This window comes from Streptomyces sp. NBC_00259, assembly GCF_036181745.1.
GTDB classification, from domain to species: Bacteria; Actinomycetota; Actinomycetes; order Streptomycetales; family Streptomycetaceae; genus Streptomyces; species Streptomyces pratisoli.
In genome coordinates this window covers 1,170,337-1,189,803 of record NZ_CP108080.1, presented here as the reverse complement: position 1 = coordinate 1,189,803, position 19,467 = coordinate 1,170,337, and the positions used below count along the sequence as shown (strand labels likewise).

18 protein-coding genes are annotated in these 19,467 nt (G+C 71.6%); 14 read left to right on the top strand and 4 right to left on the bottom strand.

Features of this window, described 5'->3' with window-relative positions; translation table 11 throughout:
- Positions 1-52 precede the first annotated feature (52 nt).
- The 6 genes from ribH (at position 53) to OG766_RS05265 (ending at position 4,877) form a co-directional block, all read left to right on the top strand.
- Complete coding sequence (ribH, locus tag OG766_RS05290) at positions 53-538, top strand: 6,7-dimethyl-8-ribityllumazine synthase (protein ID WP_266375889.1); 486 nt, start codon at positions 53-55, stop codon at positions 536-538.
- 33 nt (positions 539-571) lie between these two features.
- Positions 572-844: a phosphoribosyl-ATP diphosphatase gene (locus OG766_RS05285; RefSeq protein ID WP_328724661.1), complete on the top strand. Its 273-nt coding sequence runs from the start codon at positions 572-574 to the stop codon at positions 842-844.
- A 77-nt stretch (positions 845-921) separates the two neighbouring features.
- A complete protein-coding gene (gene hisG, locus OG766_RS05280; RefSeq protein WP_266375893.1) occupies positions 922-1,770 on the top strand; it encodes an ATP phosphoribosyltransferase in 849 nt (282 codons plus the stop codon).
- A gap of 22 nt (positions 1,771-1,792) precedes the next feature.
- Positions 1,793-2,251 carry a PH domain-containing protein gene (locus OG766_RS05275; RefSeq protein WP_266375895.1) on the top strand — a complete coding sequence of 153 codons (459 nt, stop codon included), beginning with the start codon at positions 1,793-1,795 and terminating at the stop codon, positions 2,249-2,251.
- 185 nt (positions 2,252-2,436) lie between these two features.
- On the top strand, positions 2,437-3,789 hold the full coding sequence (locus OG766_RS05270) for a hemolysin family protein (protein ID WP_328724660.1): 1,353 nt from the start codon (positions 2,437-2,439) through the stop codon (positions 3,787-3,789).
- The gene (locus OG766_RS05265; RefSeq protein ID WP_266375898.1) at positions 3,786-4,877 is read left to right on the top strand and encodes a hemolysin family protein; all 1,092 of its coding nucleotides are present in this window, start codon (positions 3,786-3,788) and stop codon (positions 4,875-4,877) included. Before OG766_RS05270 ends, OG766_RS05265 begins: the two co-directional genes overlap by 4 nt.
- A gap of 145 nt (positions 4,878-5,022) precedes the next feature.
- Here the strand turns inward: OG766_RS05265 and OG766_RS05260 are convergent, their stop codons facing one another.
- On the bottom strand, positions 5,023-6,924 hold the full coding sequence (locus OG766_RS05260) for an AAA family ATPase (protein ID WP_266375899.1): 1,902 nt from the start codon (positions 6,922-6,924) through the stop codon (positions 5,023-5,025).
- Between the two features lie 359 nt (positions 6,925-7,283).
- The gene (locus OG766_RS05255; protein ID WP_266375900.1) at positions 7,284-7,922 is read right to left on the bottom strand and encodes a uridine kinase family protein; all 639 of its coding nucleotides are present in this window, start codon (positions 7,920-7,922) and stop codon (positions 7,284-7,286) included.
- 185 nt (positions 7,923-8,107) lie between these two features.
- On the opposite strand from OG766_RS05255, the gene OG766_RS05250 reads away from it, so the two are divergent.
- Both OG766_RS05250 and OG766_RS05245 read left to right on the top strand, forming a co-directional pair.
- Positions 8,108-9,469, top strand: coding sequence for a peptidase C39 family protein (locus OG766_RS05250; protein WP_266375901.1), 1,362 nt, complete (start codon positions 8,108-8,110; stop codon positions 9,467-9,469).
- A gap of 149 nt (positions 9,470-9,618) precedes the next feature.
- The gene (locus OG766_RS05245) at positions 9,619-9,765 is read left to right on the top strand and encodes an SCO1431 family membrane protein (protein WP_328724659.1); all 147 of its coding nucleotides are present in this window, start codon (positions 9,619-9,621) and stop codon (positions 9,763-9,765) included.
- 72 nt (positions 9,766-9,837) lie between these two features.
- Here the strand turns inward: OG766_RS05245 and OG766_RS05240 are convergent, their stop codons facing one another.
- On the bottom strand, positions 9,838-11,112 hold the full coding sequence (locus OG766_RS05240; protein WP_328724658.1) for a glycoside hydrolase family 18 protein: 1,275 nt from the start codon (positions 11,110-11,112) through the stop codon (positions 9,838-9,840).
- A gap of 343 nt (positions 11,113-11,455) precedes the next feature.
- Between OG766_RS05240 and OG766_RS05235 the strand changes: the two genes are divergently transcribed.
- From OG766_RS05235 to OG766_RS05225, 3 genes are all read left to right on the top strand, one after another.
- Positions 11,456-12,628: an acyl-CoA dehydrogenase family protein gene (locus OG766_RS05235; RefSeq protein ID WP_328724657.1), complete on the top strand. Its 1,173-nt coding sequence runs from the start codon at positions 11,456-11,458 to the stop codon at positions 12,626-12,628.
- A 472-nt stretch (positions 12,629-13,100) separates the two neighbouring features.
- Entirely contained in the window at positions 13,101-14,162 is a 1,062-nt protein-coding gene (locus OG766_RS05230) for a DUF7064 domain-containing protein (protein ID WP_443045595.1), read from the top strand.
- A 170-nt stretch (positions 14,163-14,332) separates the two neighbouring features.
- Complete coding sequence (locus OG766_RS05225; RefSeq protein ID WP_328724655.1) at positions 14,333-15,403, top strand: phosphotransferase family protein; 1,071 nt, start codon at positions 14,333-14,335, stop codon at positions 15,401-15,403.
- Positions 15,404-15,431: 28 nt separating this feature from the next.
- On the opposite strand, the gene OG766_RS05220 is transcribed toward OG766_RS05225, so the two are convergent.
- Entirely contained in the window at positions 15,432-15,836 is a 405-nt protein-coding gene (locus tag OG766_RS05220; RefSeq protein WP_266375912.1) for a hypothetical protein, read from the bottom strand.
- A 205-nt stretch (positions 15,837-16,041) separates the two neighbouring features.
- Here OG766_RS05220 and OG766_RS05215 point away from each other — a divergent pair, with 205 nt between their 5' ends.
- The 3 genes from OG766_RS05215 to OG766_RS05205 all read left to right on the top strand — a co-directional run bounded on the left by OG766_RS05215 (position 16,042) and on the right by OG766_RS05205 (position 19,432).
- A complete protein-coding gene (locus OG766_RS05215; RefSeq protein WP_328724654.1) occupies positions 16,042-16,482 on the top strand; it encodes an Lrp/AsnC family transcriptional regulator in 441 nt (146 codons plus the stop codon).
- Positions 16,483-16,492: 10 nt separating this feature from the next.
- On the top strand, positions 16,493-18,115 hold the full coding sequence (locus OG766_RS05210; RefSeq protein WP_266375917.1) for an amidohydrolase: 1,623 nt from the start codon (positions 16,493-16,495) through the stop codon (positions 18,113-18,115).
- Between the two features lie 549 nt (positions 18,116-18,664).
- Positions 18,665-19,432 carry a polyprenol monophosphomannose synthase gene (locus OG766_RS05205; RefSeq protein WP_266375919.1) on the top strand — a complete coding sequence of 256 codons (768 nt, stop codon included), beginning with the start codon at positions 18,665-18,667 and terminating at the stop codon, positions 19,430-19,432.
- Positions 19,433-19,467 lie beyond the last annotated feature (35 nt).

The following is a 19,467-nucleotide window of genomic DNA, read 5'->3' as shown; positions in this document are numbered from 1 at the left end:
CGGCGGCATCGGCAGGACAGTCAAGACAGCAAGAACCGGATCGAGGAGAAACGTGAGCGGCAAGGGCGCACCCGAACTGTCCGTACGCAACTGCGGAGACCTCCGCGTGGCCGTCATCGCGGCCCAGTGGCACGAGAAGATCATGGACGGTCTCGTCGACGGCGCCCTGCGCGCCCTCCACGAGCTGGGCATCGACGAACCCACCCTGCTGCGGGTCCCCGGCAGCTTCGAGCTGCCCGTCGTCGCCAAGGTGCTGGCAGGCCGCGGCTACGACGCGATCGTGGCGCTCGGCGTCGTCATCCGCGGCGGCACGCCCCACTTCGACTACGTGTGCCAGGGCGTCACCCAGGGCCTCGTCAAGGTCTCCGTCGACACCGGCGTCCCCGTCGGCTTCGGCGTACTGACCTGCGACACCGAGGAGCAGGCACTCGACCGGGCCGGTCTGGAGGGCTCCAACGAGGACAAGGGACACGAGGCCGTCACCGCCGCCGTGTCCACCGCGGCCACGCTGCGTTCAGTATCTGAACCCTGGCGCTGAGGAGGGCCCACTTCCGCGTAGGGTGGGACCACCATGTCCAAGAAGACGTTCGAGGAGCTCTTCGTCGAGCTCCAGCACAAGGCCGCCAACGGCGATCCCGCCACCTCCCGCACCGCCGAACTGGTGGACAAGGGCGTCCATGCCATCGGCAAGAAGGTCGTCGAGGAGGCCGCCGAAGTCTGGATGGCCGCCGAGTACGAGGGCAAGGACGCCGCCGCCGAGGAGATCTCCCAGTTGCTGTACCACGTCCAGGTGATGATGGTCGCGCGCGGGATCAGCCTCGACGACGTCTACGCCCATCTCTGAGCACACTCGTTCCGTACGGACCGAACCGGCTCACCCTCCCTCCGCACGCTCCTCCGCACACAAAGGAAGCCCGCCTCATGCTGCGCATCGCCGTCCCCAACAAGGGTTCACTCTCCGGACCTGCGGGGGAGATGCTCCATGAGGCGGGCTACCTCCAGCGCAAGGACTCCAAGGAACTCGTCCTGGTCGACCCGGAGAACGAGGTCGAGTTCTTCTACCTGCGCCCGCGTGACATCGCGATCTACGTCAGCTCGGGCCGCCTCGACATCGGCATCACCGGCCGCGACCTGCTGCTGGACTCCGGTGCCAACGCCGAGGAGATCCTCCAGCTCGGCTTCGCCCGCTCCACGTTCCGCTACGCCACCAAGCCCGGCACCGCCTCCGGTGTCGAGGAGTTCGGCGGGCTGACCATCGCCACCTCGTACGAGGGCATCGTCGCCAAGCACCTCGCGGACAACGGCATCGACGCCTCCGTCGTCCACCTCGACGGCGCCGTGGAGACCGCGATCGAGCTGGGCGTCGCCCAGGTCATCGCCGATGTCGTGGAGACCGGCACGAGTCTGCGCAACGCCGGCCTCGGCGTGATCGGCGAGCCGATCCTCACCTCCGAGGCCGTCGTCATCCGCCGCACCGGCGCCAAGGCCGACGACCCCAAGGTGCAGCAGTTCCTGCGCCGCCTCCAGGGCGTTCTCGTCGCCCGCTCCTACGTGATGATGGACTACGACTGCCGCGTCGAGCACCTGGAGCAGGCCGTCTCCCTCACCCCGGGACTCGAGTCCCCGACCGTCTCCCCGCTGCACCACGAGGGCTGGGTCGCCGTCCGTGCGATGGTGCCGGCCAAGGAGGCACAGCGGATCATGGACGATCTGTACGCACTGGGCGCCCGCGCGATCCTCACGACCGCGATCCACGCCTGCCGGCTCTGAGGCTCCGAGGAACGCACCGAACATGACTGTGGAACAACAGGAGCTGCCCGCTCTCCCGGTGACCTTCAGGCCGACCCGCACCCGGGCCGTCCTGCTGTCCGTCGGAACGGTGATGTTCGTCGTCATCACCGCCGTCGCGTTCGCCCTGGACAAGCTCGGTCCCGGCGAGCGGATCAGCTTCGTCCTGACCGCGCTGCTCTTCTTCGGCGTGCTGGCGCTGCTCAGCCGCCCCAAGGTCGTCGCCGACGAGCTTGGGGTCACCGTCGTCAACCTGACCCGCAGCCGCCGGCTGGAGTGGGCGGAGATCCTCCGTGTCAACCTCCGTCCGGGTGACCCCTGGGTGTTCCTCGATCTGAGTGACGGCACGAGCCTCCCGGTCCTGGGAATCCAGCCGGGAGTCGCCCGTCGGCACGCCATCCGCGACGCGCGCGCCCTGCGCCTCCTCGCCGAATCGCGCGGCACCGGCACCGACAACGGCTGAGCCCCTGCCCCTCGGGGCAGACTCGTGATTACTCTTGAGGCGGAGGCGCCGAGTGCGCCTCCGCCTCACACCCGCGCGGCCGACCGTGGCCCGTGAGGCACCCTGCGACCCGAGGAGTGACTCCCTCCAGCAATGGACGGATCGTCCGGTAGTACCTGCGCCGCCCCCTCACCGGAGGCGGCGGCATGATCATCCCGCTACTGCTGCTCTGCGCGGCATTCCTTCTCATCCTCGCCAACGGCTTCTTCGTGGCCGCCGAATTCGGCCTGGTCACCGTGGAACGCGCGGACGCCGAGCGCGCCGCCGCCGAGGGCGACCGCCGCGCCGGGGGCGTCGTACGAGCCCTGCGCGAGCTGTCGTTCCAGCTGTCCGGCACCCAGCTCGGCATCACCATCACCTCCCTCGTCGTCGGCATGCTCGCCGAGCCCGCGCTCGCACAGCTGCTCGACGCGCCGCTCACCGCGGTGGGCATACCCGACGGTGCCGTCCCCGGCGTCGCGGTCGTGATCGGCATGCTGCTCGCCTCCGCCGTCCAGATGGTGGTCGGTGAGCTCGTCCCAAAGAACTGGGCCGTGTCGCGGCCGTTGCAGGTGGCCCGGTTCGTGGCCGGCCCGCAGCACCGCTTCTCGACGCTGTTCAGGCCCGTGATCACGCTGCTCAACGCCGCCGCCAACCGGCTCGTACGGGCGTTCGGAGTCGAACCGGCGGAGGAGCTGGCATCCGCCCGCACCCCTGGCGAACTGGTTTCCCTGGCCCGTCACTCGGCACGCGCCGGCACGCTGGAGCAGGACACCGCCGATCTGTTCGTACGGACGCTGTCCCTCGGCGGGCTCACCGCACAGCACGTGATGACCCCGCGCGTGAAGATGAGCGCGCTGCAGTCCGACGCGACCGCGGCGGACGTCCTCAACCTCACCCGCGCCACCGGCCTCTCCCGCTTCCCCGTCTACCGGGACCGCATCGACGAGATCGTCGGCATGGTCCATCTGAAGGACGCGCTCGCCGTGCAGGCGCACCAGAGGCAGCGCACCCCCGTCGGCCGGATCGCGGTCCCCCCGCTGCTGGTGCCCGAGACCCTGCCGGTGCGGCAGCTGCTGGAGCGGCTGCGCAGCGAGCAGCCGATAGCCGTCGTCGTCGACGAGTACGGCGGTACGGCGGGGGTGGTCACCCTGGAGGACATCGTCGAGGAGCTCGTCGGCGAGGTCCGCGACGAGCACGACCACCACGGCGACGACCGGCCCGAGCTGGCCGCGATCGCGCCCGAGGACGGCAACCCGGCCTGGGAGGCCGACGGCAGCTGCCGGGTCCTCACCCTGCGGCGGATAGGCCTCGACGTGCCCGACGGTCCCTACGAGACCGTCGCCGGGCTCGTCGCCGACCTCCTCGGCCGTATCCCGGTGCCCGGCGACCGGGCCGAGCTGCCCGGCTGGCGCCTCTCGGTGCGGCAGGTGGACCGGTACCGGGCCGAACGGGTGAGGCTGGTCCGTACCGCGGACGGCCAGGCCCTCGCGGAGACCTTCGCGGAGGCCGTGCGATGAGCGTCCTCCAACTGCTGTTCGCGCTGCTCCTCGTGCTCGCCAACGGCTTCTTCGTCGGCGCCGAGTTCGCCCTGGTGTCGGTGCGCCGCAGCCAGATCGAGCCCCTCGCGGCCGGGGGCTCCTCGCGGGCCCGGCAGGTCCTGCACGGGCTGGAGAACCTGCCGCAGATGATGGCGGCGGCGCAGTTCGGCATCACCGTCTGCTCGCTGACGCTCGGCGCGGTGGCGGAGCCGACCGTGGCGCATCTGCTGGAGCCGGTCTTCCACGCCGTCCACGTACCCGAGGCGCTGATCCACCCGCTCGGCTATGTCATCGCCCTCGCCGTCGTCGTCTTCCTGCATCTCGTCGTCGGCGAGATGCTGCCGAAGAACCTCGCGATGGCCGCGCCGGAGAAGACCGCGCTCTGGCTCAGTCCCACGCTGGTCGGCTTCGCCCGGCTGTGCCGCCCGGTGACCGCCGGGCTGGGCGCGTGCGCCCGGCTGGTGCTGAAGCTGTTCCGGGTGGAGCCGAAGGACGAGGTCGAAGCGGTCTTCACCAGCGACCAGCTGGGCCAGCTGGTCGAGGACGCGGGCCAGGCCGGTCTGCTGGACCGGGAGGAGCAGGAGCGGCTCGGCGACGCGCTGGAGCTGGGCAGCCGCCCCGTGAGGGATGTCCTCATAGTCCGCTCGGCGCTGGTGAGCGTGCCGCCGTCCGTGTCGCCGCGGCAGATCGAGGAGCTGACCGTCCGTACGGGCTACTCCAGGTTCCCCGTCCGGGGCGAGGGCAGCGGGCCCTTCATGGGCTACCTCCACGTCAAGGACGTCCTCGACCTGGAGGACGGCGAGCGGGCCGTACCGCAGCACATCTGGCGGCCCATGGCCACGCTGCGGGCGGAGCTGCCGCTGGACGACGCCCTCACCGTGATGCGGCGCGCCGCCACCCATCTGGCGCAGGTCGCCGACGCGTCGGGGCGGGTGCTGGGTCTCGTCGCCCTGGAGGACGTCCTGGAGAAACTGGTCGGCGAGGTCCGTGACCCCGCCCACCGGACGCCCGTCGTCCCCGTCCCGGCCGCGCCGGCTCCGGACCCGGTGCGCGCGCTGGCGGGCTGAGCGCGGGGGAGGGGCGGGGAATCCTGCCCCTCCCCTTCCTCCCCGAGCCGGGGCTCGGTCCGGAAATCCGTCCCGGGCTCGGTCCCGGCCCTCGTGTCCTCGCACCCGGACCACGCCGGCGCCGCCCCGGAGGCGGCGCAGGACGTCACAGGCCCGGTGGGTCCTGGGAGCTGCGGCCCGAGAGGACCTCGCCGTAGGCCTGCATCAGGTCGGGCAGCCGGAGCGTCGCCAGGTCCTCGCGCGTCGGGGTGCCGGCGTATCCCGAGAGCCGCAGGTCGCGGTACGCGCAGCTCTTCTCGTACAGCGTGCGCAGGAAGCGGCCGTTGCCCAGCTCGTCGATCCAGTTCTGGTCCACCACATGACCGCTGATCGAGCGCAGCTCGTCCAGCGACTCCTCGTCCCACAGATCCCCGTTCGCCGCCGCGAGGACCTCGCCGATGGCGGTCAGCTCCAGCGGCCGGTACGAGGGGAAGTCGACCCGGGTGGTGAAGCGGGAGGACAGCCCGGGGTTGGTGGCGAGGAGACGGTCCATGCCCTCCGGGTAGCCGGCGAGGATGACCACCAGATGGTCCCGGTTGTCCTCGGCGCGCTTCAGCAGCACCTGCAGCGCCTCGTCGCCGTACGCGTCTCCCTTGCTGTAGCCCGTGTTGGAGAGGGAGTACGCCTCGTCCACGAACAGCACACCGCCGAGCGCGGAGTCGATCAGCTCATTGGCCTTCACGGCCGTCTGGCCGAGGAACTCGCCGACCAGGTCGGAGCGCTGGGCCTCCACGAGATGGTCGCCGCCGAGCAGCCCGAGCGCGTAGAAGACCCGGCCGAGGATGCGGGCCACCGTCGTCTTTCCGGTGCCGGAGGGGCCGGAGAAGACGAAGTGCCGTTTCGGGGGCTGCACCGGAAGGCCCTGCCCCGACCGCAGCCGCGCCATGTTCAGCTGGGCGGAGAGCGCCTTCACCTGGCGCTTGACCGGCTCCAGGCCCACCATCCGCTCCAGCTCGGCGAGCGCCTCGGCGAGGAGCACGGGATCGGTGGGACCGGACGGGAACTGCGGCGGGGCCGCGGCGGGCGCGGCGGCCTTCTCCCGCACCCCGTCGGGCGGCCCCGCGGCCGTGGCCGGGGCCTGCGCGCCCAGCGGGGGCTGCGGGTCGCCGCCGAACCGGGGCTCGGGCACGTACGGCGGATCGGCCTCGGCGGGCTGCGGGTCCATCGAGTCCTGACCGAAGCCCGCGCCGGCGCCTGCCAGTGACACCGCCGCGAGGCCGACCGCCTCGTCCGTCCCGTCGATGCCGTCGTACTCGGCGATCGCCGCGAGCCGCGCCGAGGTGTCCATGAAGGCCGGGTCGACCCGGTGCACCGCCCGGTACAGCGGCAGCGCGGCGGCACTGCGGCCGGTGCCCTCGTGGGCCCGCGCCAGCCAGTACCGGAGTTCCTTGCGCTGCGGCTGCTCGCTGCGGCAGCGCATCAGGGCGGTGGACAGCAGGGGTTCGGCCTGCCCGTACATCTCCAGCCGCACCCGCGCCATGCCGCCGAACAGACCGGCCTCGATGCCCAGCAGCGGATCGTTGACGAGTGGCTCGGTGTACCGGAGGAGCTGGTCCCAGTCCTTGACCAGATACGCCCGGCAGGCGTGCAGGAACCGCACCTGCGGATCGGCGTCGACGGGCGGCAGCCCGGCCAGCGCCCGGTCCAGCTCCGGCACATGGCGCCCGTCGAGCCAGTGCGAGGCGTGTGCGAGCAGCAGGTCGCGCGGACTCTCCAGCACCGGCTGCACCCACCAGCCCAGCCAGTACCAGGAGTTCAGCGTGCGGCGGTGCCGCGTCCGCTGCTCACCGAAGCGCTCCCGGTTGCGGTACATCCGCAGGAGGGCGGTGGTGGTGTCGACGCGCAGCGCGTGCAGGCCGAGCCAGCCGTCCGCCATTCCGGGGTCGAGCCGCACCGCGGTTCTGAACTCCTCCTCGGCCTGCGGATACGCGCCCATGGTGTAGGCGTCCACGCCGCGCACCCAGGCGAGGTCGGCCGGGGCCGGTGAGCCCTGCGTGCCGATGTCCATCGGGTCCCCCACATACCGTGCCCCCGTGCTGTCCCGACGGGCGGATGCCCGTCGGAGCGTGCCGAACCACCTTGTCGCGGACGGGATTTGACCGCACCGAGATGCATCGTACCTGCGCAGGGGGCAGCAAATTAAGGGTGGCGCGAGCGTCCGGCGGACGGTGACCCTGGGTGAGCGTGGGGTGCCGGGACGGCGCTGAAAAAGGGTGCTGAGGGCAGAACGAAGCCCCCGATCACGGGGGAACAACCGGGGGCTTCGCGTCCGGGCGGCTCCGAAAAGCCGCACATTGAGAACGTAAGACCTGTAAGGGCCCTGGGTCAAGCGGAGTTGGGCACTCGACGGGGTGGATTTCCGACTGCTCAGTACGGCGGTGTGAGGTGCTCACGCTCCGTGACGGAATGGTTCGCTCCCGCTGTCACGTTCGGCCCCAGGAGCCACTCGTAACCCTCGGGCAACTCCCGTACCAGCGTGTCGGCAAAGGGCCGCGAGGGGTCCCCGGCGAAATGACGCGTCTCCGCCACCGTCCAGCCGTCCCAGAAGCCGGACAGCGCCGGCCCGTCGCGGCGCCGGCCCCGGAGCCATGAAGCCTCGGGCTCCCGGTCCATCCACAGGAGCCGGGCGAGATGAGGCCGCAGCGCCCGCCGGCCCGACCCGACTCCCTCGACCAGGACGACCTCAGCCGCCGGCAGCGGACGAGGGGTGCCGAAGCGGCGCAGCGTCCAGTCGTAGGGCCGGTACAGCGCGCTCTCGCCGCTGGACAGGGGCGCTATCACCTGGTCGAGCAACCGGCCTGTCCACTCGAAGAGTTCGTCGTGGGTGGCGAGGTCGTCGAGACGGAGCACGGGTGCCCCGCCGAGCGCCGCCGCGAGCAGCGTGGCGAAGGTGCTCTTCCCCGAGCCCGCGTGACCGTCGACCGCGATCAGCCGCACCGGCCCGCAGGACGGCGGCAGGGCACGCAGGACCGCAGCGGCGCGGTCGAGGGAGACGAGAGGGCTCATGGGGTCACCCTAAGGGGGCCGGTTCGATGGCGGGCCGGGACCGTCGCAGGTCATGCCACTGGTCGAGACCAATATTGGTGGGTGCGACGCGCTGCGAATCACTGGCCGAGGCCGCCGGGGACCCGCGATAGTTGGCCCACTGTCGCCCTCACCGTCCGCGTCCCGCGACCGCCTCCGGAGGTCCCATGAGCACTCCCGCCTCGCGCAGAACCGTACTGACCGCGGCCCTGGCCGCAGCGGCGGGCGGGAGCGCCCTGTCCTCCGCCGCCCCCGCGGCTGCGGCGGCCGCCGTTCCGGCCCGTGCCGGCCGGCCGCGCCCGCTCGTCGACAACCGTTTCTGGAACTCGTACACCGACTGGCGCAGCGGCGCGGCGGCCGGCACCCGGGCGGTGGCGGGCCGCCGTCCCGGGCTGGTCATCGACACCCTCGCCGGGCGCACCGAGTACGCGGATCCGCACACCGGGCTGACCACCGCCTGGGAGTACGCGACGTGGACCTCGCCCGTCCACCGGCCCGGGGTTCCCGCGACCGAGGTCATCGCCTCCTGGAACGCCCGCACCCCGTCCGGCACCTGGCTGCAGACCGAGCTGTCCGGCACGTACACGGACGGCACCCAAACGCCGTGGTTCGTGATGGGCCGCTGGGCGGCGGGCGACGGGGACATCCGCCGCACGTCCGTGGACGACCAGACCGACGGCCGGAGCACCATCTGGACCGACACCTTCTCGGTGGACGATCCGGCGAGCGGACTGCGGCTGGCCTCCTACCGCCTGCGTCTCACCCTCTACCGCACGCCCGGCACGGACCTGACCCCCACGGTGTGGCGTGTGGGCGCCATGGCCTCCGACGTCCCGGACCGCTTCACCGTGCCGGCCTCCACGCCCCGGATCGCCCGTGAGCTGGCGGTGCCCCGCTACTCGCAGAACGTCCACGTGGGCCAGTACCCCGAGTACGACAACGGCGGCGAGGCCTGGTGCAGCCCCACCTCCTCGCAGATGATCATCGAGTACTGGGGCCGCAGGCCGTCGGCGCAGGAGCTCGCCTGGGTGAATCCCGCCTTCGCCGACCCGCAGGTCTGCCACGCCGCCCGTCACACCTTCGACTACCAGTACGACGGCTGTGGCAACTGGCCCTTCAACGCCGCCTACGCGGCCACGTACCGGGACATGAACGCCGTCGTCACCAGGCTGGAGTCCCTCGACCAGCTGGAGGCGCTCGTCAAGGCCGGAATCCCGGCCATAACGTCCCAGTCGTTCCTGAAGGAGGAGCTCACCGGCGCGGGCTACGGCACCTCCGGCCATCTGATGACCGTGATCGGCTTCACCGCCGACGGCGACGTGATCGCCAACGATCCGGCGTCGCCGAGCAACGAGGCCGTGCGCCGGGTCTACAAGCGGGCCCAGTGGGAGACGATCTGGCTCCGTACCAAGCGGTACAACGCGAGCGGGAACGTGGCGTCCGGCACAGGCGGTGTCTGCTACCTGTACTGGCCCGAGCACCCGACGGCCGCGCAGCGCAAGGCTCTCGCCGCCCTCGGCATCGACTGAGCAGCTCCTCGGCGCCCGTGGGCAGTGAGCGGTGTCACTGCCCACGGGCCGTCGGGCTGGCACTGTGGTCGGGTCACCCGCTACGCCCCCAGGGCGTGGAGGGACCGTCACGGGGGGCGTCCACGACCACGACGACCGAGTGAGCAGCCATGACCGCGACCACAGCCAACGCCACCGACGCCCGGGCCCGCACGGGCGGCCCCAAGGACGACGGCCCCAAGATCGTCGAGCACATCATGGGCTGGGTCCTCGTCGTCGTCTTCGCGATGCTGGTCACCCAGGCCGGGCTCCTCTGACGTTCCGGCGTTCCGGGCACATGAGTGAGGGCGGGGAACCGGACCGGTTCCCCGCCCTCCTCACCCCGCGCCTCAGCCGATCGACCTGATCAGCTCCCCGTCGGTCGTGTCACCGCTGAGCTCCCAGAAGAACGTGCCTCCGAGCCCCTGCTGGTTCTTGTACGCCATCTTCCCGGCGATCGTGGCGGGCGTGTCGTAGCTCCACCACTGGCTGCCGCAGTGCGCGTACGCCGTCCCCGCGACCGTGCCGTTGGCCGGGCACGTGGTCTTCAGCACCTTGTAGTCCTCGATGCCCTGCTCGTACGTCCCCGGGGCGGGCCCGGTCGCCGTACCTCCCGGCACCGACTGCGTCACACCCGTCCAGCCGCGCCCGTAGAAGCCGATACCGAGCAGCAGCTTCGACGACGGGATCCCGAGCCCCTTGAGCTTCTGGATCGCGGCGTCCGAGTCGAAGCCGGCCTGCGGGATGCCGGCGTACGAGGTGAGCGGGGAGTGCGGCGCCGTCGGGCCCTGCGCGGCCCAGGCGCCGAAGAAGTCGTACGTCATCGGGTTGTACCAGTCGACGTACTGGGCGGCGCCCGCGTAGTCGGTCGCGTCGATCTTTCCGCCGCTGCTGGCGTCCGCGGTGATCGCCGCGGTGACGAGGTTCGAGGAGCCGAACTTCGCGCGCAGCGCGGACATCAGATTCCCGAAGGCGTCACGGCCGCTGGTGTCGCAGGAGAGGCCGCAGGCGTTCGGGTACTCCCAGTCGATGTCGATGCCGTCGAAGACGTCCGCCCAGCGCGGGTCCTCGACCAGGCCGTAGCAGGACTCGGCGAAGGCCGCGGGGTTCTTCGCGGCCTCGGTGAAGCCGCCCGACCAGGTCCAGCCGCCGAACGACCAGATGACCTTGAGGCCGGGGTGCAGCTTCTTCAGCTTGCGCAGCTGGTTGAAGCTGCCGCGCAGCGGCTGGTCCCAGGTGTCGGCGACGCCGTCGACGGACTGGTCGGCGGTGTACGCCTTCTCGTGGTCGGCGAAGGCGTCGCCGATGACGCACTTGCCGCCGGTGACGTTGCCGAAGGCGTAGTTGATGTGGGTGAGCTTGCTCGCGGAGCCGGACGTCTCGATGTTCTTGACATGGTAATTGCGCTGGTAGACGCCCCAGTTGGTGAAGTAGCCGACGACGTTGGAGCCGGCCCTGGGGGCGGCGGAGCCCGCGGTGGCGGCCGGGCCTGCGGTGGCGGTGGTGGTGGCGTCGGTGGCGGTGGCCGTGCCGGCTCCGGCGAGCAGGCCGGCGCCGAGGACGGCCGTACAGACCGCGGCGATCAGGGCCCGGAAGCGGGCGCGTGGGGGTCGGGGTCCGAGCATCGTGTCTCCTCGTGGGGGAGGGAGAGCGGGTGGGGGGAGGTGCTGCGGCGTGAACACGGTGCACATGACATGAACCGGTCATGTGCTGCTGGGAACGGTAGGAGGACTAGACCAGTTGGTCAATGGTTCGGACCAACTTCGACGAGTGCGAAGGTGACGCAGGTGGCGAAAGCGCCCCGTGACGGACGCCCCCTGATGGGGCATACTCAACGCGCCACAGCCGCTGGTCAGCCACTTCCGTGATCCGGGAGGGCAGCATCGGCGCATCAGGTGACATCCGGCGGCGCCGCCCAACCCTTCGCGCGCGACCGCCGCAGCGCCCGACAGGGAGGAGAGCGCCGCTATGCCCGACCGCGCCCCGCAGCCGGTGGACCGCATACTGCCCACCGAGGAGGCCAGGGATCTGATCACCCTGGTCCGTGAGATCGTCCAGCGGGAGATCGCTCCACGCGCGGCCGAGGAGGAGGACGCGGGACACTTCCCGCGCGAGCTGTTCTCCCTGCTCTCCGAGTCGGGACTGCTCGGTCTTCCGTACGACTCCGAGTACGGCGGCGGTGACCAGCCGTACGAGGTCTACCTGCAGGTTCTGGAAGAGCTGGCCGCGGCCCGGCTCACCGTGGGGCTGGGCGTCAGCGTCCACTCCCTCGCCTGCCACGCGCTGGCCAACTACGGCACCAAGGAGCAGCAGGGCGAGCATCTCGCCGCCATGCTGGGCGGGGGGCTGCTCGGCGCCTACTGCCTCTCCGAACCGTCGTCCGGCTCGGACGCCGCGTCGCTGCGGACGAAGGCCGTGCGGGACGGCGACGACTGGGTCATCACCGGCACCAAGGCCTGGATCACGCACGGCGGGGTGGCCGACTTCTGCACCGTCCTGGCCCGCTCCGGCGGCGAGGGGGCCCGTGGCATCACGGCGTTCCTGGTGCCGGGCGACGCCGAGGGGCTGAGCGCCGCGGCTCCCGAGAAGAAGATGGGCATGAAGGGCTCGCCCACCGCCCAGCTGCACTTCGACGGAGTGCGGGTCCCGGACTCGCGCCGGATCGGTGACGAGGGGCAGGGCTTCGCGATCGCACTGTCCGCTCTCGACTCGGGGCGCCTCGGCATCGCCGCCTGCGCGATCGGCGTCGCCCAGGCGGCGCTGGACGAGGCCCTCGCGTACGCCACCGACCGGAAGCAGTTCGGCCGCCCCATCGCCGACTTCCAGGGGCTGCGCTTCATGCTCGCCGACATGGCGACGAAGGTGGAGGCGGGCCGGGCGCTGTATCTGGCCGCAGCGCGGCTGCGCGACGCCGGCCGGCCGTTCTCGCGGCAGGCGGCCATGGCCAAGCTCTTCTGCACGGACACGGCGATGCAGGTGACGACGGACGCCGTGCAGGTCCTCGGCGGCTACGGCTACACCGCGGACTTCCCGGTCGAGCGGCTGATGCGCGAGGCGAAGGTGCTGCAGATCGTCGAGGGCACGAATCAGATCCAGCGCATGGTCATCGCCCGTCACCTCGCTGGGCCAGAGTCCCACTGACCCAGCCGGTCCGCCCGGTCCACACCGGTGCCGCCGTGAGCCTGTTCCACTCCTGGTCACGGCGGCCCGGAAGGGTCCGTCCCGCACTGGCCCAGCGATGCATCAGATCGCTGTAGATGGGCGGATCGGCCGCATGCGGAACCGATTCTTCCTGACGTGGCGTCATCAGCCGGCGGCGGCCCGGGCCGCTCTTGGGGTGCTGCGCTGTCATGTCCGTCCAAACGGCGATCGGACCCGCGGGGTCACCGCCGGTGCCATTCGAGCCCCTGTTCGTGACGTACCCATCGGGTGCCGGGGTGCCGGGGTGCCGGGTGCCGGGTGCCCGGTCCGCCCGTTCCCCTCGCCGGCACGCGTATGGCTCCCCCACGGGATCTGACGTACCGTCATCCTCCCGCCCGGCGAGGAGGCCGTCGTGTCCCAGGATCGTCCCATCGCGCTCGACGAGTACCCGGTCCATCAGGCTCCGCTCTCCATGAAGCACGTCGTCACCGGCGACCGGAACGCCTACGACCGGTGCATCTTCCAGGTGCTCGACCACCGGGGCCGCGCTCTGCTCGTCGCAGGGCTGGGGGTGTACCCCAACGCCGGGGTCATCGACGCCTACGCCACCCTGCGCACCGGCGACCGGCTGCACGCCGTACGCGCCTCCGACGCGCTCGGGGACGACCGGATGCGGCTGACCGTCGGGCCGCTGAGCATCGTCGTCGAGGAGCCGCTGCGCCGGATACGCCTGCGCTGCGCGGACGATCCCGCGGATCCCGGGTCGTTCTCGTACGACCTCGTCTGGGAGGCCGACTTCCCGGCCGTCTGGGAGCCGCATCATGTGCAGCGCCGCGGAGACCGGCTCACGCTCGAAGGGCGGCGCTTCGTCCAGGCCGGCCGCTGCACGGGCACGATCCGGGCCGCGGGCGAGGAGATACCCGTCACGGCGGGGGAGTGGACGGGCACGCGCGACCGCAGCTGGGGCGTGCGGCCCCTGCCCGGCGAAGAGGCGGGCCGCGGCGACGAGTTCCGCCCCGAGGGATTCCACTGGCTCTGGATGCCCGTCCGGTTCGACGACCGCTTCCTGATGGTCATCACGCAGGAGGACGCCGACGGCCACCGCTCGCTCAACGAGGCCGTCGTCGTCCGCGACGGGGAACGCGACGTCCAGCTCGGCTGGCCCCGGACCGAGATCCACTACCGCCCGGGCGGCCGCCATCCCGAACGGGCGGTCGTCCACCTCACCGATCCTGCGGGCAAGCCTCTCGAACTCACCGCGGAAACCCTCTGCTCCTCCCCCCTGGCCGTGGGGGCGGGCTATCCACCCGCCACCGACTGGCAGCACGGCACCTGGCAGGGCCGAGGATGGACCGACCGGCGCACCTACGACCTGTCGGACCCGGCGGCCCACCCCATGGCCGCCTTCGGCGTCACCGACCACGCCGCCCGGTTCACCCTCGAAGGCCGGACGGGCTACGGGATCTTCGAGCACGGCAGCTTCGGCCGCCACGACCCGAGTGGGTTCACCGGCTACGACTCCGTCGCCGGCTGACCCTCCCGGAGCCCGGAGCCCGGAGCCCGGAGCCCGGAGCCCGGAGCACGGAGCACGGAGCACGGAGCACGGCGCACGGCGCACGGAGCACGGCCTATGGCGCACGGCCGCCGACCGGCCGACTCCCGTCGGCCCGCCCGCAGTTGAGCGAGGAGCAGAGGAGCACCGACATGGCCACGGCACCACGCCCCCGCACCACCACCCGCGACCCGGAGACACTCGCCCTCCGGCTGACCGCCTGGCTGGACGCCCGGCTGCCAGGCGCCGAAGTCACCGGCGTCCGGGCCCCCGAGTCCAACGGCATGTCCAGCGAGACGCTGCTCTTCGACATCGACCACCCCGGAACTCCGCTGCGCGCCTGCGCCGTGCGACTCGCGGCCGACCCCGACGCGTACACCGTGTTCCCCGTCTACGACCTGCGCCGGCAGTACGAGACGATGAGGGACGTCGCCCGGCACACCGATCTGCCCGTGCCACGGGTGCTCTGGCTGGAGGAGGACCCGGCTCCGCTCGGCGCGCCCTTCCTCGTCATGGAGCGCGTCGAAGGCCGTGTGCCGCCGGACGTGGTGCCCTACACGTACGAGGGGAACTGGCTGCACTCGGCGACCGACGGCGAACGCGCCCGGCTGGAGGAGGCCACGATCTCCGTCATCGCCCGGCTCCACGACCAGTATCCGGTGGGGAGTTGCGAGGGGAGCGCGCTGCGGCGGCACGTGGACGCCCAGCGCGACTACTACGCCTGGGTGGTGGACGGGCTCCCTCGCTCACCGCTCATCGAGAGCGCCTTCGACCGGCTGGAGGCGCACTGGCCCGCCGACGAGGGCCCGGCCGTTCTCACGTGGGGCGACGCCCGCATCGGCAACATCATCTACGACGGCTTCGAGCCCGCCGCCGTCCTCGACTGGGAGATGGCCGCCCTCGCCCCGCGCGAGGTCGACCTCGGCTGGACGGTGTACCTGCACCGCTTCTTCCAGGATCTGACCGTCGGCTCCGGACAGCGGGGGCTGCCGGACTTCCTGCGCCGTGAGCACATCGAGCGGCGCTACGCCGAACTGACCGGCCACACACCGCGCGACATGGACTTCCACACCCTCTACGCCGCCCTGCGGCACGCCATCGTGATGCTGCGCGTGGCCTACCGCCAGGTGCACTTCAAGGAGGTGGCGGTGCCGGAGAACCCGGACCGGATGATCCTGCACCATGACAGCCTCGCCGCCATGGTGCGGGGAACCTACTGGTAGCGCCGGAGGAACCCGGCGGACGGTCCGCTCAGGCGGCCCGTCGCATCGGCGGCATCTTGAACGGGCGCGAGCCAGGACCGCCCACGTGCGAGAAGGGCTGCGTCCGCCAGTCGAGCCCCTGAGGGAGCGTCAACAGCAGTGCGGTGTCCTGCTCCTGGACCTCCAGCGACTCGTCGGCCGGCCGTGCCTCCGTGGCGGACCGGCCGGTCCCGGCACAGACCGAGAGCACGAACGGGTTCCACGGTGTCGGGCACAGCGCGTGCTCCGGCAGTGCGACCTCGTCGGCCAGCAGCGCGATCGGCTGCGCGCAGTCCGGGCAGATCACCCGGTACATCTCGAAGGTGTCGTAGAAGTCCAGCTCGTCGTCCTCTTGAGGACCAACGGGTTCAAGAGGCTCCGGTTCGGTACGTCCGGTGCGCTTCACACTCTGCATGCAGTTTCTCCCCCTCGGGTGGGGCCGACCAGGCGCTTGCGGCCTCGACCACACCAAGCACTTCCCTTCGCGCCCCGGGGGTAACCGCGAGGTCCCGAAGGACACGGTCGCGTGGCTGTGGCATTCGTCACATGCCCCCCGCAGGTGCCCTTCCAGGACGCCGCCGACTGTGCCGATGGGCATCCGGGGCAATAGGTTGACCTGCATGGAGGAGCTGGATCGTCAGATCGTCGAGTTGCTCGTCAAGGACGGGCGCATGAGCTACACCGACCTGGGCAAGGCCACCGGCCTGTCCACCTCGGCAGTGCATCAGCGCGTCCGACGGCTCGAGCAGCGCGGCGTCATCCGGGGATACGCCGCTGTCGTGGACCCCGAAGAGGTCGGACTGCCCCTCACCGCGTTCATCTCGGTGAAACCCTTCGACCCCAGTGCCCCCGACGACATCGCCGAGCGCCTCGCCGGCGTGTCCGAGATCGAGGCCTGCCACAGCGTCGCCGGTGAGGAGAACTACATCCTCAAGGTCCGTGTGGGCTCCCCGCTGGAGCTGGAGGAGCTGCTCGGCCAGATCCGCTCGCTGGCCGGAGTCTCGACCCGGACGACCGTGGTCCTCTCCACCCCGTACGAGGCACGGCCGCCGCGAATCTAGGCTGTTCTCCATGAGTGAGAGCGTGCCCCCGGCCGAACACCGCACCGTGCTGCTGCGCGGTGGAGACGTCCACAGCCCCGCCGACCCCTTCGCCACCGCCATGGTGGTCGAGCGCGGGCACATCGCCTGGGTGGGCTCCGAGGGGGCCGCGGACGCCTTCGCCTCCGGCGTGGACGAGGTCGTCGATCTGGAAGGGGCTCTGGTCACTCCCGCGTTCGTCGACGCGCACGTCCACACGACGGCGACCGGACTCGCGCTCACCGGACTCGATCTGTCCGGCGCCGAGTCGCTCGCCGGGGCGGCGGAGCGCGTCCGGTCCTACGCGGCGGCCCGCCCCGCCGACCGCATCCTGATCGGGCACGGCTGGGACGCCTCCCGCTGGCCCGAGCAGCGGCCGCTGAGCCGGGCCGAGCTGGACGAGCTCACCGGAGGCCGTCCGCTGTACCTCACCCGGATCGACGTCCACTCGGCGCTCGTGACGACCGCGATGCTCGATCTGGTGCCCGCGGTCCGCGGCATGGACGGCTTCCGTGACGGCGAGCCGCTCACCGGCGACGCACACCACGCCGTGCGCTCCGCCGCGTACTCCGCCGTGTCGCCCGAGCAGCGCGCCGAGGCCCAGCGCATCGCCCTGCGGCACGCCGCGTCGCTGGGGATCGGCACCGTCCACGAGTGCGGCGGGCCCGACATCTCCTCCGAGGACGACTTCACGGGCCTGCTCAAGGCCGCCACCGACGAGCCGGGGCCGCGGGTCGTCGGCTACTGGGCCGACACCGACGTGGAGCGGGCTCGCGCCCTCGGAGCCGCCGGAGCGGCCGGAGACCTCTTCGCCGACGGCTCGCTCGGCTCGCACACCGCCTGTCTCCACGAGCCGTACGCCGACGCCGCCCACGCCGGCGTCGCCCACCTCGACGCGGCCGCCGTCGCCGCGCACGTCACGGCCTGTACCGAGGCGGGGCTCCAGGCTGGCTTCCACGCCATCGGCGACCAGGCGATCACCCATGTCGTCGAGGGGATGCGGGCCGCCGCGGCCGCCCTGGGCCTCGCCCGCGTCCGCGCCGCCCGTCACCGCGTCGAACACGCCGAGATGCTGACCCCGGAAACGGTCGCCGCCTTCGCCGAGTTCGGTCTCACCGCCTCCGTCCAGCCCGCCTTCGACGCGGCCTGGGGCGGTGACACCGGTATGTACGCACAGCGCCTGGGCATCGAGCGTGCCCGCACCCTCAACCCGTACGCGGCGCTGCTGCGCGCCGGAGTCCCCCTGGCCTTCGGCTCCGACAGTCCCGTCACCCCGCTCGACCCCTGGGGCACCGTCCGGGCCGCCGCGTTCCACCGCACACCCGAACACCGGATCTCCGTACGCGCCGCCTTCACTGCCCATACCCGTGGCGGCTGGCGCGCGATCGGACGGGATGATGCGGGCACCCTCGTGCCCGGCGCGCCCGCCGACTACGCGGTCTGGCGCACCGGTGAACTCGTCGTCCAGGCCCCCGACGACCGGGTCGCACGCTGGTCAACCGACCCCCGTTCCGGCACCCCCGGCCTGCCCGATCTCACCCCGGGCAGTGCCCTTCCCGAGTGCCTGCGGACCGTGGTGTTCGGACAAACGGTCTACGTACGGCCGGACGAGTGACATCGGGTCGATTCGCACCGTGGGCCACTGCTCCATGTGCTCCGTCGCGACCTGCGGATCTTCGTCGCTGACCAGCCGAATCGGTCAATCGCCGCAGATCGCACGACTGTTGACAGAGTGCGCCCACCGGCCGGTAGGTTCGGCCGAGTCCACCACAGGACGTCCGACCGGTCGAACCCCCACGCAGTCGTCGAACGCCGCTGGGTCATGGGGTGGCGCGCCGCACCGGCGCACCACCACTGGGAGCCAGGTTCAGCGCCCGCGCCTCGGGGGCGAGGGAGGGTCTCGACCGGTGGGGGTCCCCCCTGCTCCGCAGGAGCTCGGGGGAAGGTGCGACCCGGGTGGGGCCCGGCGTTCAGTAGACAACGGCTCTCGGTCGACCCGCAGCCAGCGGTTCCCAGGCCGGCCCGAAGGACGCCGGGCCCGATCCGTTCCCGATTTCGTCCGGGCCCCTTCTCCCACCCCTCCGCCCACGTGTCCGTGCCGTCGCGGCTCCGTCACCGGCGCTCGCTATGGTGGGTCTCTGCGTACGAAAATTAAGGGGCAGCAGTGAACGACGGCGGTCAGAGGCGGTACGGCCCGCTCGGCAGAGCCTTGGTGATCATTCCGACCTACAACGAGGCGGAGAACATCAAGCCGATCGTCGCCCGTGTGCGCGCCGCCGTTCCGGAGGCGCACATCCTGGTCGCCGACGACAACAGCCCCGACGGCACAGGCAAGATCGCCGACGAGCTCTCCGTCGAGGACGACCACGTCCACGTCCTGCACCGCAAGGGCAAGGAGGGCCTCGGCGCCGCCTATCTCGCGGGCTTCCGCTGGGGCATCGAGCAGGGATACGGCGTCCTGGTCGAGATGGACGCCGACGGCTCCCACCAGCCCGAGGAGCTGCCCCGGCTGCTCACCGCCCTCAAGGGTGCCGATCTCGTCCTCGGCTCCCGCTGGGTGCCCGGCGGGCGCGTCGTGAACTGGCCGAGGTCCCGTGAGTTCCTCTCCCGAGGCGGCAGCACGTACTCGCGGCTCCTGCTCGGCGTGCCGATCCGCGATGTCACCGGCGGCTACCGCGCCTTCCGCAAGGAGACCCTCGAAGGGCTGGGGCTCGACGGCGTCGCCTCCCAGGGCTACTGCTTCCAGGTCGACCTCGCCCGCCGCGCCGTGGAGGCCGGCTTCCATGTCGTCGAGGTCCCGATCACCTTCGTGGAGCGTGAGCTCGGCGACTCCAAGATGAGCCGCGACATCGTCGTGGAGGCCCTGTGGCGGGTCACGGCCTGGGGCATCGGGGCACGGGCCGGAAAGATCATCGGCCGCAAGCCCTTCTGACCCTCGGATTCCGTGGGATTTCCGCACGGGTCCCG

Excerpts from the sequence above, each read along its gene's own strand:
- OG766_RS05225 (WP_328724655.1), top strand. The coding sequence starts at position 14,333 with ATGGCCACGGCACCACGCCCCCGCACCACCACCCGCGACCCGGAGACA.
- OG766_RS05240 (WP_328724658.1), bottom strand. The coding sequence starts at position 11,112 with ATGCTCGGACCCCGACCCCCACGCGCCCGCTTCCGGGCCCTGATCGCC.
- OG766_RS05265 (WP_266375898.1), top strand. The coding sequence starts at position 3,786 with ATGAGCGTCCTCCAACTGCTGTTCGCGCTGCTCCTCGTGCTCGCCAAC.
- OG766_RS05220 (WP_266375912.1), bottom strand. The coding sequence starts at position 15,836 with ATGCAGAGTGTGAAGCGCACCGGACGTACCGAACCGGAGCCTCTTGAA.
- OG766_RS05235 (WP_328724657.1), top strand. The coding sequence starts at position 11,456 with ATGCCCGACCGCGCCCCGCAGCCGGTGGACCGCATACTGCCCACCGAG.
- OG766_RS05285 (WP_328724661.1), top strand. The coding sequence starts at position 572 with ATGTCCAAGAAGACGTTCGAGGAGCTCTTCGTCGAGCTCCAGCACAAG.
- hisG (WP_266375893.1), top strand. The coding sequence starts at position 922 with ATGCTGCGCATCGCCGTCCCCAACAAGGGTTCACTCTCCGGACCTGCG.
- OG766_RS05215 (WP_328724654.1), top strand. The coding sequence starts at position 16,042 with ATGGAGGAGCTGGATCGTCAGATCGTCGAGTTGCTCGTCAAGGACGGG.
- OG766_RS05275 (WP_266375895.1), top strand. The coding sequence starts at position 1,793 with ATGACTGTGGAACAACAGGAGCTGCCCGCTCTCCCGGTGACCTTCAGG.
- OG766_RS05255 (WP_266375900.1), bottom strand. The coding sequence starts at position 7,922 with ATGAGCCCTCTCGTCTCCCTCGACCGCGCCGCTGCGGTCCTGCGTGCC.
- OG766_RS05210 (WP_266375917.1), top strand. The coding sequence starts at position 16,493 with ATGAGTGAGAGCGTGCCCCCGGCCGAACACCGCACCGTGCTGCTGCGC.
- OG766_RS05270 (WP_328724660.1), top strand. The coding sequence starts at position 2,437 with ATGATCATCCCGCTACTGCTGCTCTGCGCGGCATTCCTTCTCATCCTC.
- OG766_RS05250 (WP_266375901.1), top strand. The coding sequence starts at position 8,108 with ATGAGCACTCCCGCCTCGCGCAGAACCGTACTGACCGCGGCCCTGGCC.
- OG766_RS05260 (WP_266375899.1), bottom strand. The coding sequence starts at position 6,924 with ATGGACATCGGCACGCAGGGCTCACCGGCCCCGGCCGACCTCGCCTGG.
- OG766_RS05230 (WP_443045595.1), top strand. The coding sequence starts at position 13,101 with ATGAAGCACGTCGTCACCGGCGACCGGAACGCCTACGACCGGTGCATC.
- OG766_RS05245 (WP_328724659.1), top strand. The coding sequence starts at position 9,619 with ATGACCGCGACCACAGCCAACGCCACCGACGCCCGGGCCCGCACGGGC.